The sequence below is a fragment of the Alphaproteobacteria bacterium HT1-32 genome, from assembly GCA_009649675.1.
Taxonomy (GTDB): domain Bacteria; phylum Pseudomonadota; class Alphaproteobacteria; order Rhodospirillales; family HT1-32; genus HT1-32.
In genome coordinates, this window is the sequence record WJPL01000001.1 from 1,443,963 (window position 1) to 1,456,996 (window position 13,034).

General features: G+C 56.1%; 15 protein-coding genes. 5 read left to right on the plus strand and 10 right to left on the minus strand.

Annotation, left to right across the window (positions count from 1 at the left end; genetic code table 11):
* Positions 1-58 precede the first annotated feature (58 nt).
* On the plus strand, positions 59-556 hold the full coding sequence (locus tag GH722_06835; GenBank protein ID MRG71474.1) for a DUF2244 domain-containing protein: 498 nt from the start codon (positions 59-61) through the stop codon (positions 554-556).
* Between the two features lie 33 nt (positions 557-589).
* On the opposite strand, the gene GH722_06840 is transcribed toward GH722_06835, so the two are convergent.
* The 6 genes from GH722_06840 to ppsR are packed head-to-tail and all read right to left on the minus strand — an operon-like array spanning position 590 to position 5,052.
* Positions 590-1,402, minus strand: a complete 813-nt coding sequence (locus GH722_06840; GenBank protein ID MRG71475.1) for a 4-hydroxy-tetrahydrodipicolinate reductase — start codon at positions 1,400-1,402, stop codon at positions 590-592.
* Between the two features lie 31 nt (positions 1,403-1,433).
* The gene (gene dnaQ, locus GH722_06845) at positions 1,434-2,123 is read right to left on the minus strand and encodes a DNA polymerase III subunit epsilon (GenBank protein MRG71476.1); all 690 of its coding nucleotides are present in this window, start codon (positions 2,121-2,123) and stop codon (positions 1,434-1,436) included.
* A 28-nt stretch (positions 2,124-2,151) separates the two neighbouring features.
* Complete coding sequence (locus GH722_06850; protein MRG71477.1) at positions 2,152-2,739, minus strand: dephospho-CoA kinase; 588 nt, start codon at positions 2,737-2,739, stop codon at positions 2,152-2,154.
* Positions 2,736-3,590, minus strand: a complete 855-nt coding sequence (locus GH722_06855) for a shikimate dehydrogenase (protein MRG71478.1) — start codon at positions 3,588-3,590, stop codon at positions 2,736-2,738. The genes GH722_06850 and GH722_06855 overlap by 4 nt, the downstream gene beginning before the upstream one ends.
* Positions 3,587-4,222 carry a septum formation protein Maf gene (locus GH722_06860; protein ID MRG71479.1) on the minus strand — a complete coding sequence of 212 codons (636 nt, stop codon included), beginning with the start codon at positions 4,220-4,222 and terminating at the stop codon, positions 3,587-3,589. The genes GH722_06855 and GH722_06860 overlap by 4 nt, the downstream gene beginning before the upstream one ends.
* Positions 4,219-5,052, minus strand: a complete 834-nt coding sequence (ppsR, locus tag GH722_06865) for a pyruvate, phosphate dikinase/phosphoenolpyruvate synthase regulator (protein MRG71480.1) — start codon at positions 5,050-5,052, stop codon at positions 4,219-4,221. The genes GH722_06860 and ppsR overlap by 4 nt, the downstream gene beginning before the upstream one ends.
* 387 nt (positions 5,053-5,439) lie before the next feature.
* Between ppsR and GH722_06870 the strand changes: the two genes are divergently transcribed.
* The 4 genes from GH722_06870 (at position 5,440) to GH722_06885 (ending at position 9,434) form a co-directional block, all read left to right on the plus strand.
* Positions 5,440-6,477 (plus strand): uroporphyrinogen decarboxylase, encoded by a 1,038-nt coding sequence (locus tag GH722_06870; protein ID MRG71481.1) that lies wholly within the window; start codon positions 5,440-5,442, stop codon positions 6,475-6,477.
* A 23-nt stretch (positions 6,478-6,500) separates the two neighbouring features.
* A complete protein-coding gene (gene hemH / locus GH722_06875) occupies positions 6,501-7,550 on the plus strand; it encodes a ferrochelatase (protein MRG71482.1) in 1,050 nt (349 codons plus the stop codon).
* Positions 7,547-7,993: a protoporphyrinogen oxidase HemJ gene (hemJ, locus tag GH722_06880; protein MRG71483.1), complete on the plus strand. Its 447-nt coding sequence runs from the start codon at positions 7,547-7,549 to the stop codon at positions 7,991-7,993. Before hemH ends, hemJ begins: the two co-directional genes overlap by 4 nt.
* 184 nt (positions 7,994-8,177) lie before the next feature.
* Positions 8,178-9,434, plus strand: coding sequence for a transcription termination factor Rho (locus GH722_06885; GenBank protein MRG71484.1), 1,257 nt, complete (start codon positions 8,178-8,180; stop codon positions 9,432-9,434).
* A 41-nt stretch (positions 9,435-9,475) separates the two neighbouring features.
* On the opposite strand, the gene GH722_06890 is transcribed toward GH722_06885, so the two are convergent.
* The 4 genes from GH722_06890 to GH722_06905 all read right to left on the minus strand — a co-directional run bounded on the left by GH722_06890 (position 9,476) and on the right by GH722_06905 (position 12,981).
* On the minus strand, positions 9,476-9,874 hold the full coding sequence (locus GH722_06890; protein MRG71485.1) for a hypothetical protein: 399 nt from the start codon (positions 9,872-9,874) through the stop codon (positions 9,476-9,478).
* Between the two features lie 15 nt (positions 9,875-9,889).
* Positions 9,890-10,405, minus strand: coding sequence for a hypothetical protein (locus tag GH722_06895; protein MRG71486.1), 516 nt, complete (start codon positions 10,403-10,405; stop codon positions 9,890-9,892).
* A 77-nt stretch (positions 10,406-10,482) separates the two neighbouring features.
* On the minus strand, positions 10,483-10,941 hold the full coding sequence (locus GH722_06900) for a methylated-DNA--[protein]-cysteine S-methyltransferase (GenBank protein ID MRG71487.1): 459 nt from the start codon (positions 10,939-10,941) through the stop codon (positions 10,483-10,485).
* A gap of 3 nt (positions 10,942-10,944) precedes the next feature.
* The gene (locus GH722_06905) at positions 10,945-12,981 is read right to left on the minus strand and encodes a DUF255 domain-containing protein (protein MRG71488.1); all 2,037 of its coding nucleotides are present in this window, start codon (positions 12,979-12,981) and stop codon (positions 10,945-10,947) included.
* Positions 12,982-13,034: the final 53 nt, after the last annotated feature.

A 13,034-nucleotide genomic window follows, 5' to 3' on the forward strand; every position in this document is an offset into this window, starting at 1 on the left:
CTGTCCGGGGAACGAATGGAAACTTTAACCGGATGCCGGGAATGCTAATATCTGTTTCATGTCATCGAACACCGACGCGCAGACAGCCGAACCGTCGCTTCTCAGCCTTATCCTGCGGCCACATCGCAGCCTGAGCCGTTACGGTTTTGTCTGTTTCATGGCGGCAGTTATGACCGTTTATGCCATCGTCGGCGGGTATTTCTTTTCCATCGGGGCCTGGCCGGTCTTCGGCTTCATGGGCATCGAGGTTCTGCTGCTCTATGTGCTGTTCAAACTCAATTATCGCGACGGCCGGGCCTTCGAGACGGTGGATCTGACACAATCGACACTGGCAGTACAGAAGGTCGACCCGAAGGGGCGGGCTGAGCGGCATGAATTTCAGCCGCACTGGTTACGCGTCGAAATGGATGATCCGCCAGAGCGCCACAGCCAGCTGACCCTTGGCTCACACGGACGGTCCCTGACCCTCGGCAGTTTCCTGACCCCGCCGGAACGGCTGGAAGTCGCCCTCGAAATCAGGGGCGGCTTGCGCAAGGTCAGGTCTGGCGGCGGTTAAGACCAGGTTTTAACCCGCCCATCCCGAACGACTTCAGCCCGGAAGACCGAGAACATCGCGCATATGGTAGAGGCCGGGCCCTTTGTCAGCCAGCCAGCCGGCCGCACGGATCGTCCCGCGGGCATAGGCGCTGCGGTCGGTCGTCATCGTGCCGATTTCCATCCGCTCGCCCTCACCGATGAACATCACCTTATGTTCACCAACCACATCGCCGCCACGCAGAACCGCATAGCCAATCCCGCCCGCCGGGCGTGCACCGGTATCGCCTTCCCGGGCATAGATCGCCGCATCATCATGGCTGACACCGCGCCCTTCAGCGGCCAGTTTACCAAGGCTGAGCGTTGTCCCGGAGGGCGCATCGACTTTCCGGCGGTGGTGGAAATCGATTATCTCGATGTCGTAATCTTCTTCCAGCATGCCGGCGACCTGTTTGGTCAGACCGAACAGGATATTCACCACCGGACTCATCGACGTGGAATAGAGCACCGGCACATCCTTCGCCAGTTCCGCCAGTTCCGCTTCGGTTTCCGCCGTCAGACCGGAGGTGCCGACCACCAGTTTCGTGCCATGTTTGCGGGCCAGCGGGATCAGGCCGGGTGTCACCGTATGATGGGTGAAATCAATCGCCAGATCACAGGATGCAAACAGGGCATCTGCATCATCCGTGATGGCGACCCCGATCCGGCCGATTCCGGCAATCTCACCCGCATCCCGGCCAATCATGTCGGAGCCCGCGCGCTCTGACCCGGCGGTAACGGTCAGCCCGTCTGTTTCCTGCGCAATTTTAACCAGCAGGCGACCCATATAGCCGGCACAGCCCACGACACCAATTCTTGTTTCAGTCATTCAGTCCTCTCCAGCCCCCTTCGGGGTTTGTTCAGTCACCGGCGGCGGCTTTTTTCCAGGCCGGGTCTTTCAGTTTTTCCAGAAATTTGTCATGCGCTGCAAGCTCTGCCCCGGTCGGCGCGTGCGGGCGGGGGTCGCGATGTTCGCGCCGCAGAATAAAACCGCTTCCGGAATTTGCCTGTGAGCCGGCACCCAGTTCCAGACCCGGTTCGCGCCCGCCCTGCAATTCCAGAAACACCTCGCCCAGCAGCTGCGCATCCAGCAGCGCCCCGTGCTTGTCACGGGCGCTGAGATCAATGCCAAAACGCTGGCAGAGCGCATCAAGGCTGGCCCGGGCCCCGGGAAACCGCTTCCGGGCCATCTGTACCGTGTCGATGGAGCGTGACATCGGCAATTCAGCCCGCCCGATCATTTTCAGTTCCGCATTCAGGAACTTCATATCAAATTCGGCATTGTGGATGACCAGCGGCGCATCCCCGATGAAGGTCAGGAAATCATCCACCACATCGACGAATAACGGTTTGTCCGACAAAAACTCTTCCGACAGGCCGTGAACCTCGAACGCACCGGTCGGCATATCCCGTTCCGGATTCAGATAGCGGTGAAAATCCACACCCGTCGCAATGTGATTGATCAGCTCAACACAGCCAATTTCAACAATCCGGTCACCGGATTGCGGATTAAAGCCGGTGGTTTCCGTATCCAGAACAATATGACGCATCAGCTTACTCGTTTCATGTCCGTTATGATCAGGTAGTAACCCGGTCAAGAATCGCCGTCAAACGTCGCCAGGTATCTGCCCGGCCAAGAGATGTGGGCACGACAAAATCAGCACGCCGGCGTTTTTCGGCTTCGCCCATCTGTTTGGCCCGGATGGTCTGCAACCGCTCCATCGTCATGCCGGGCCGGGCCAGCACGCGACGGGTCTGAACGAATTTCGGCGCCGTCACCACAATGCTGTAATCACAGCGCCCGGACCGGCCACTTTCAAACAGCAGGGGGATATCCAGCACAACAACCCGGCAGCCCTGACCGCGGGCAATCCGGAGAAATCTTTCTTCGGCCCGGCGGACCTGGGGATGCAGAATAGCCTCCAGCGCCTTCAGGGCAGGGGGATTGCCAAACACTTCCGCACCCAGCGCCTTGCGATCAACAGCACCATCATGAACGACACCGGGAAACCGCTTCTCAACAGCCTCCACCGCATCGCCGCCACGTTCCATCAGCCGGTGCACGGCCCGATCCGCATCATGAACCCGAAGACCCATTCGGGCGAACATCCCTGCTGCCGTTGATTTTCCCATGCCGATAGACCCGGTAAGGCCGAGAATAATCATGGCGCGCCATATATTTCCGGGAAAACGGCCTGACGCAGGGCGTCATCGACCACCGGCCGCCGGCCAAACCAGGCTTCAAAACCGGGGACGGCCTGATGCAGCAACATACCCGGTCCGGTGACCACGCGACATCCTCGCACCTTTGCAGATATCAGGAGATCCGTTTCTACCGGCGCATAGATAATATCGGCAACTGTGGCCTGTGGGGGTAAATCATCAAGCCGGATTTCCAGCGGCGGGTTGTCTTTCATCCCGAGGCTGGTGGTGTTGACCAGTAACCCGGCATCCGACAACGCCGCTTCCCGCTCGGTCCAGTCCAGCACATGAACAGGCGAGCCGAGTTCACCGGCAATCGCCTCTGCCCGCGCCTTTGTCCGGTTGAACAACCGGATTTCAGGAACTCCCCGGTCGATCAGGGCAACTATAATAGCCCGGGCAGCCCCGCCCGCACCCAGAACAACCGCCGGTGCATCAGCCTTCCAGCCGGAAGCCTGATCCTGCAAATTCATTAAAAACCCGAAACCATCGGTATTGGTGGCCAGGCTGGAGCCGTCTTCCCGGAAGATAATCGTATTGGCGGCGGCGATCCGGCGGGCCAGATCATCGGCCTCGTCTGCCAGCGACAGTGCTGCTTCCTTATGAGGAATGGTCACATTCACCCCGGAAAAGCCCATTTTCGGCAAAGCCCGGAAGACCGTTTCAAAATCATCCGGACGGACCGGCAATGGCAGATAGGTACCGTCAATACCATAACGTTGCAGCCAGTGCCCCTGTAGCCGGGGTGACCGGCTGTGGCTCACCGGCCAGCCCATAACACCGGCGACCTTTGCCGCCCCGCTCAGCCCTGTCATGCAACAACGCCCTGTTCGCGCAAAATATCCAGCAGAGGCAATAACGGCATCCCGAGAATGGTGAAATGGTCGCCCTTCACCTCGGAAAACAGATGCATTCCCATGCCTTCAATCTTGTAACAGCCAACCGTCTGGAAAACTTCGTCACCGATATGATCGAGATACCGGTCGATATAGTCATTCGACAGGTTGCGCATGGTGATTTCGGCAATCCCCGTATGATGCCAGATCCGCGCACCATTGCGGAACAGGACAACTGAGCTGACGAGTTGGTGCTTTTTCCCGGATAAGGCCCGGAGCGAACCAACCGCATGGTCACGGTCCACCGGCTTTTCAAACCAGACACCGCCGCAATCAAGCATCTGGTCGGCAGCAATAACAATTCCGGTTTCGTAACGACCGGAAACTTTCATGGCTTTCAGTTCTGCCAGTGCTTCTGCGGCAGCACTGGTGGTCACCCGGTCTGCCCGAAGGGCGTTCCGGAAGCTTTCTTCATCCACATTCGCCGGGTGCAGTTGCACATCCAGTCCGGCAGCCCGGAACATTTCAGCTCGCGCTTCTGATCCGGAGGCCAGAATCAGGGGGATGGTGGCCGCGTTCGGACCTGCCGGAAAGGGGAGGGGGTTGTTCATGCCTGGGTATCCTTGAATTCACCGTAATAAGTCAGAATGGCCGCCGCCGTTTCTTCGATCGATTTCCGGGTGACATCAATCACCGGCCAGCCATGTTTGGAACAAAGCCGGCGCGCCATCTGGGTTTCCGCCTTCACCGCATCAGGATCGACATAATCTGTGGTATCTTCCTGATTCAGCATTCGCAGCCGGTTCCGGCGAATTTCAATCAGCCGTTTCGGATCCTTGGTCAGTCCGACAACCATCGGGCGGGTGACGCGTTCCAGCTCTGGCGGGACGGGACAGCCCGGCACCAGCGGAATATTTGCTACCTTGATGCCGCGCTGTGCCAGATAAATACAGGTCGGGGTTTTCGAGGTTCTCGACACACCAACAACAATGATATCAGCCTCATTCAGATCATGAGTCAGCTGACCGTCATCATGGCTCATGGTGAAATGCACAGCCTCAATACGCTCAAAATATTCCGTATCCATGACATGCTGGCGGCCTGGCTGTCCGCGGATCGCCGATCCGGCATAGGCGGCAAGACCGGCGAGCACGGAATCCATGATCGAGATACAGGGCAGCCCCATCTCCCGGCAGCTTTCTTCCAGGACAACCCGTAAACCCGGATCAACGACTGTAAAGACAACAGGACCGGGATTTTCCGCAATTCCCGCAGCAACCCGCTGCATCTGTCCACGCGTGCGCACCAGCGACCAGACATGTTCTATCGGATTGACGTTCTCTAGCTGAACAACACAGGCACGCGCAACAGCGTTTACTGTTTCACCCGTCGCATCAGAGACCAGATGGATGTGGAAATCTCGTGTATTGTTCAGCGTCATTTCTCATGTCCTGGGGATAGAATCATCATCTTCACAAAAAGGTGGTTTTATCCCCTAACTGTCCGGAAGAAACCTACCCGGTTATGGGATGAGGGCAACCGGACTTTCACAGACAACAGGAAGTCGGATAACCTGAACCGGAAAGATTTGATCCCCGTTTTCCACGTTTGCCCGAAAGATTTATACATCAGGATTGATGGGGATTTCCGATTTTCTGTCCGCAAATTATCCACCTGAAAATTTCCGCATCAACAGACCACAGTTAATTCTGGATGGCTTTGTGGATGAAATTTAATCCCCGATTTCCGCATCCCCTACTACAACTATCCTCATCCTATTAGATTCTTTATATTTGATTGGAAGGAAACGAGAGGCCATACCCCGGATATGAAAACCACAGCTGAAAAACCGTTTCTCAGGGTCCTCCGGGGTGAGGTACTTGAGACCCCGCCGATCTGGATCATGCGTCAGGCCGGACGTTATCTGCCGGAATACCGTGCCTTGCGGGAAAAGCAGCCAGACTTTCTGAAGTTCTGCTATACCCCGGAAATGACCGTTGAAGCCACATTGCAGCCAATCCGGCGCTATGGCTTTGATGCCTCCATCCTGTTTTCAGATATTCTCGTCATTCCCGATGCCCTTGGACAAAAGGTCTGGTTTGAAGGCGGTGTGGGACCAAAACTTGAGCCGGTTACCTCCGCAGCGACACTGATTTCTGATCCGGCTGAAGCGGTAGATAGTCTTCTGGCACCGGTTATGGAGACGGTTCGGCAATTACGGGCTGCCCTGCCTCCCGAGGTGGCGCTGATTGGGTTTGCAGGGGCGCCATGGACGGTCGCCAGTTATATGGTTGAAGGTGGTTCCAGCCGGGATTTCTCGAAACTGAAACAGCTGGCCTATGCCTGTCCGGATGATTTTCAGGGTATTATCGACCGGCTCGTTGAGACGACGATTGTCTATCTTTGCCGTCAGGTTGATGCGGGTGCCGATGTCCTCCAGCTTTTTGATACCTGGGCCGGGATCCTGCCGCCGGCTGAATTCCGTAAATGGTCAATCGAGCCGACCCGGCGAATTTGTGAAGGCGTTCGGTCAGAACATCCTGACATTCCGATTATCGGTTTTCCGCGTGATGCCGGTCTGATGCTTGGCGAATATGCGGAAAAAACCGGCGTCACTGCTGTCAGTATCGATACGTCGACACCGCTGGGTGCGGCGGCTGATCTGGTGAAGGGCCGGCCGGTTCAGGGTAATCTTGACCCAATTCATCTGATCAGTGGTGGCGAGGCGCTGGACCGGGCTGTTGATGAAGTGCTGGAAGCCGGGAAGGGCCGGCCCCATATCTTCAATCTCGGTCACGGCATTCTGCCGCCAACACCGCCGGAAAATGTTCAGCGAATGATTGATCGGGTTCGCAACGTCGGCTGACCGGCCACGAAGGAATTTGATTTATGGCGAAAACCGCTGTTGTTCTGCTGAATCTCGGAGGACCGGACAAACCGGAATCTGTTGAACCCTTTCTGTTCAACTTCTTCCGTGATCCGGCAATCATCGGCGCACCGAAACCGATCCGCTGGCTGATCGCAAAACTGATCTGCAAAAGGCGCGGGCCGGTTGCCCGTGAAATTTATGCTCATCTGGGGGGTGGCTCACCATTGCTGCCCCTGACCCGCAAACAGGCTGATGCACTTGAAGCCAGCCTGAAAAATGAGGTTGATGACATAAAATGCTTTGTCTGCATGCGCTACTGGCATCCGATGAGCGGCGAGGTTGCAGCGGATGTTAAAGCATGGGGGGCAGACAAGGTCGTGCTTTTGCCGCTTTATCCCCAATATTCGACAACAACGACAGGCTCGGCGATCAAGGCCTGGCGCGAGGCAGCCCGTGATGCAGGCCTGATGGCAGAAGAAAAACTTGTCTGCTGTTATCCGGAACATCCGGGATTTGTTGAATCGATGGCAGAGCTGACCCGCCCCGTTCTGGAACAGGCACGGACAAAGGGAACGCCAAGGCTGCTCTTTTCGGCTCATGGTCTGCCCTGCAAGATCATCAAGGCCGGAGACCCCTATCAACGGCATGTAGAGGCCTCCGCAGCGGCGATTGTTAAGCGGCTGGGGGTCGATGGCCTGGATCACGTTACCTGCTATCAGAGCCGCGTCGGACCGCTGGAATGGATCGGTCCGTCAACCGAGGATGAAATCCACCGGGCCGGGAAGGATGGTGTTCCACTGGTCATTCTGCCGGTTGCCTTTGTGTCCGATCATTCCGAGACGCTGGTTGAACTGGATATCGAATATCGTGAACTGGCAGAACAGAACGGGGTTCCCGGCTATTTTCGGGTTCCTGCACTGAATACAGATAAAGCCTTTATCGACTGCCTGACAGATCTGGTACAAAACGCGCTGGCAGATAAATCACTGGCCTGTGCCGAGGATGATCCCTGTGGCTGTATCATTGATATCCGGGGTGGCGGGCATGTTCTGGAGAAAGCATCAGCATGATTGATTTCATTGGCGACTGGTATCTCTGGATCAAGGCATTGCATGTGATGTCGATCATCGCCTGGATGGCAGGGCTGCTCTATCTGCCACGCCTGTTTGTCTATCACTGCGAGGCGGAAACAGGCTCTGACCAGTCTGAAACCCTGAAGATCATGGAACGACGCCTGTTGCGGGGGATCATGAACCCCGCGATGATCGCCGCCTGGGTCTTCGGATCGATGATGGTTGTTTATCAGGCCGCCACCGGTTTTGAAGTCTGGCTGCATGTTAAACTGCTGGCGGTTGTTTTGATGACAGTCTTTCACCATATGGCAGGACGATGGCGGAAAGATTTTCTGGCAGATAAGAACCAGCGCAGTCAGCGCTATTTCCGGATCATGAATGAAGTTCCGGCTGTGCTGATGGTCGTGATTGTCATCATGGTTATTGTAAAACCGTTCTAAAGATCACCGTTGACGGATGAACAGGTTGTAGCTACATGTATGGTTCGGTAGCTGTCCGGCTGCCGCGTCAATCAACAATTCGAAGGCGATAACGCCTCAGTAAACGGCCCTGAATTAAGGCCCGGTCTGCCTTCGATCATGACATTTCCTTTTTCCCATGTGTTTTCACTAATCGAGCGACTTCATGAATCTTCAGGATCTGAAAGACAAATCACCGGCTGACCTTCTCGCTTTTGCAGAGGAGCTTGAAGTCGAGAATGCGAGTACTCTGCGCAAGCAGGACATGATGTTCGCCATTCTGAAACAACTGGCCGAAAATGACGTCGCAATTTCAGGCCTTGGTGTGCTGGAAATTCTGCAGGACGGTTTCGGCTTTCTGCGGTCACCGGAAGCGAACTACCTCCCGGGCCCCGATGATATCTATGTCTCTCCCAGCCAGGTGCGCCGATTTGGTCTGCGTACCGGTGATACGGTTGAGGGACAGATCCGGGCCCCGAAAGAGGGCGAGCGTTATTTTGCCCTGCTGAAAGTAGCTCAGGTCAATTTCGAGGATCCGGATGCAGTTCGTCATCGCATCAACTTTGACAACCTGACCCCGCTTTACCCGGAAGAACGGCTGAAACTGGAAGTCGATAATCCGGAGAAGAAAGACAACACCACGCGGGTCATTGATCTGGTGGCCCCGATCGGTAAAGGCCAGCGCGCTCTGATCGTTGCTCCGCCGCGCACCGGTAAAACGATGATCCTGCAAAACATCGCTCATGCGATCTCGGTCAATCACCCGGAAACCTATCTGATTGTTCTGCTGATTGACGAGCGGCCGGAAGAAGTGACGGACATGGCCCGTTCCGTGAAGGGTGAGGTTGTTTCCTCGACCTTTGACGAGCCGGCCACCCGCCATGTGCAGGTAACCGAGATGGTGCTGGAAAAGGCCAAGCGTCTGGTCGAACACAAGCGGGACGTAGTTATCCTGCTGGATTCCATCACCCGTCTGGCCCGTGCCTACAACACGGTTGTGCCGAGCTCCGGCAAGGTGCTGACCGGTGGTGTTGATGCAAATGCCCTGCAACGGCCGAAGCGTTTCTTCGGTGCGGCGCGTAATATCGAAGAAGGCGGATCACTGACCATCATCGGCACGGCGCTGATCGATACCGGGTCGCGTATGGACGAAGTCATCTTCGAGGAATTCAAGGGTACGGGTAACTCGGAACTTATCCTTGATCGCAAGCTGTCCGACAAACGGACCTTCCCGGCGATTGATATCAGCAAGTCAGGTACCCGGAAGGAAGAACTTCTGGTCGACAAGGGCACGCTCGCCAAGATGTGGGTGCTGCGTCGTATCCTGAACCCGATGGGAACTGTCGATGCCATGGAATTCCTGCTCGACAAGCTGAAGCACTCCAAAAACAACGACGATTTCTTCGACGCCATGAATTCCTGATGCTGACGGCCTGACAATCCACCGGGGTTGTCAGGCCTGTTTCAGCCGGAATTGCTGGCGATCATGATGATCGTTATCACGAAGACAAGTGTAGCAATACCGATCAGGGCGTTGATCAACAGTGACTGGCGCAGAAACCGTCCTGAGTTTTTGGCCATCCGGGTTACCCGTTTTAGATTGTCGTCATAACGATCACGGTGAGACCAGACATTCGGATCAGGCCCGCGGATCAGCAGATCACTGGTAACAATCATTCCGAACAGATCCGGATCGACGGGGCGGAGTGAATGGTCCGGCTTGTTGGTTTTTGCGATCCACAATCGACGATCTGTTTCTGCTCCGGCACTGCCGGGCAGAACCTCCTCCACCAGAATCCGGTTTGGCCGGTTCAGTGCAGCCGCCAGTTTTTCTAACGCTGCCCTGTCTTGTTTCTGGCTCATTGCCGTGACCTGTCCTCAGTTCGCAGACTCTATGCAGGCCGATGATCCTCTGGGGTAACAGAGCGTGGCATCCTTTTCTTTTGTCAGCGGATTTTCACCCTGCTGGAGGGTAACAGGATCACTGTTTTCCATCTTCGGCCGACTGACTTCGATAACAATGACCGCAGCGATCAGGGCGATGACGGCAATCAGGGTAAGCAGGGCAAAGACCTTGTTGACCATGAGATTGCGCCGGATAAAGACGGCGGCTTTGTATTCTGCTGTCGCGACCAGCTTCTTGTTTGCCGAGAGCCGCTTGTGATGTGACCAGGTATTGGGGTCGGGACCACGGACCAGAAGATCGCTGAGAATAGCCCGCCCGACGAGATCGCTGTCCACAAGCTCAAGCTTGCGGATGGGCTCTTTTGCTGCGGCAATCCAGAGTGCGGGTTCTTCACGACCGTCTTCTGAGCGACTGACCTGTAGAACCAGCACCCGGTTACGCCGATCCAGTTTCCGGACAAGCTGATCGAAGTCAGTCACAACAAACATGAATTACTCCGGTCACGACACCCCATCTCCGGAGTGAGTCTGGTGAGTGGCGCTGGATATGCCAGACCGTCAGGATTTCACAGCAGCGCCTCGATGTTCAAGAGTTGTTTCTTGGTTTCCACACCACCATCCCCGGAATAGCCCCCCAGCTTGCCCCCGGCTGCAACCACACGATGGCAGGGGATGATGATCGGGATGGTGTTTCGTCCGCAGGCATTGGCGACAGCCCGTGATCCGGACCCAAGCTCTGTTGCCAGTTCGCCATATGTCCGTGTCTGTCCGTAGGGAATGGCTGACATCACTCGCCAGACGCTTTGCTGATGCGGTGTGCCATCCGGCGCCAGCGGCAGATCGAAGTTCCGCAGATCACCGTCAAAATAGGCGTTGAGTTGTTCACGAGCCGTCACGAGCAGGGGTGTTTCCCGGACCAGCCCGAATTCATCCGGCGCCCAGCCCCAGTCGAGGGCGATAATCTGACCATCGGCTTCGGTCAGGGTGAGATCACCGACCGGACTATGCATGGAAAGCTGATACATCATCTAGTGGGTCCTGATTTTCTGACTCAGAGCAGAAGCAATCTCAGAAAGGCTGGTTACGGGAGCGGAACAGACTGTCCCATGGCAGATATAGAGTGTTGTCCTGTTATCGACCATCGCCTTGCCAAAGGCCGGATGTGTATCGGGCAGATCATCACTGCTGTTCAGGACAAGCCGGGTTGCAACGGGGAGGGGGTGTTGCCGGACGGCCCTGGAGAAGCTGGCAATGTCGGCTTCATCACGGCCCAGAATCACCAGATCAACAGAATCAATCAGCAGTTCATAACCACCAATCAGAGTGGGATAGCTGATATAGCGCTGGCTGAAATCACCGGTAAAGGTTTTGAACAGATGTTCAGCCTGATGCCGCCAGGTCACATCGCCTGTGAGACGCCAGAGCCGGGCCAGGACCTCCATCATGACACCGTTTCCGGCTGGCACGGCATTATCCATGGCTGTCCGGGTGCGGGTGATCAGAGCTTCTGCATTGTCGGCGGTGAAGAAGTATCCACCCTGTTCATTGTCCAGAAAATGCGTGTTGGCGTAGTCGACCCAGTTGATGGCCTGATCAAGACAGGCTTTATCGCCGGTGGCCTCAAACAGTGCAATACCGGCCCGTGCCATCTGGGCATAGTCATCAAGAATACCCGGCGCAGAATTGCGACCGAGGCGATGTGCGTGTGACAGGCAGTTTCCGTCATTCATGTTCTGTAAAACAAAGGACCAGGCGCTGATGGCCCGGTTTGTCCATTCCGGCTCGCCAAAGGTGGCACCTGCATCTGCCAGCGCCGTGATCATCATGCCGTTCCAGTCACTCAGAACCTTGTCATCAAGGCCGGGACGGATACGCTTTTCCCGCTCAGCAAACAGTTTGGCCCGCATGCCGGCAAGGGCGGCTTCCTGACTGTGGTCGTTCAGCTCCGGGGCTTTGGTACGGCGGAGAATGGTTTTACCCTCCCAGTTGCCGTGTGGCCCAACATCATAGGCGGCTTTAAAGACGGTGCTGTCTTCACCCAGCAGGGCGTCTATCTCCGCCTCTTGCCAGACATAGAATTTCCCTTCCTCTCCTTCGCTGTCGGCATCAATGGTGCTGGAAAAGGCACCGCCCTCGGCAATCATTTCCCGCTCAAGCCAGGCAATGCATTCCCGGATGCGGGTTTCATAGAGATCGCTGCCGGTTTCCCGCCAGACATCAACCAGCAGGTCGATCAGCTGTGCGTTGTCATAGAGCATCTTCTCAAAATGCGGGGCGAGCCATTCGTCATCTGTGGAATATCGGGCATAACCGCCGCCAAGATGGTCATAAATTCCGCCCTGTGACATGGCATCAAGGGTGCGGATGACGGCCTGTTTGAGATCAGGATTGCCGGTGCGCAGTCCGGACCGCCAGAGAAATTTGAAGATACAGGGCTGGGGAAATTTCGGTGCCCCGTTCAGCCCGCCATGAACGGGATCGACAGCGCGAAGCAGGGAGGTTGCTGCGGCATCAATCCCGGCGAGGGAGATATCCTCGCCGGCGGCACCCGCTTCAGCGGACATTTTTGCCAGGCCGTCTCGCAAGGCGCCGACATTCTTCACAATATCCTCTGACTTCCGCTGGTAGGCGGAACTGACCCCATTCAGAAGCTGACGGAAGGAGGGCATGCCATAGCGGGGTGTATCGGGGAAATAGGTGCCTCCCCAGAAAGGCTCACCATCCGGTGTCAGGAACATGGTCAGCGGCCATCCGCCCTGTTGTCCCAGCAAGTGCAGGGTCGACTGATAGATGGCATCCAGATCGGGGCGTTCCTCCCGGTCGACTTTGATATTGATGAACAGGTTGTTCATGATGTCGGCCGTTTCCGGATCCTCAAAACTTTCATGGGCCATCACATGACACCAGTGACAGGCTGCATATCCGATGGAGAGCAGGATTGGTTTATCCTCGGTTTTTGCAGCCTCCAGTGCATCGGCTCCCCAGGGTCGCCAATGGACAGGGTTGTCCTGATGCTGCAAAAGATAGGGACTGGTTTCGTTCGACAGCAGATTTCTGTCACCCATGCGGAAAAGCCTTATGATAATGAACCGTCAGGTTTTAACTTAGTGTGTCTGGC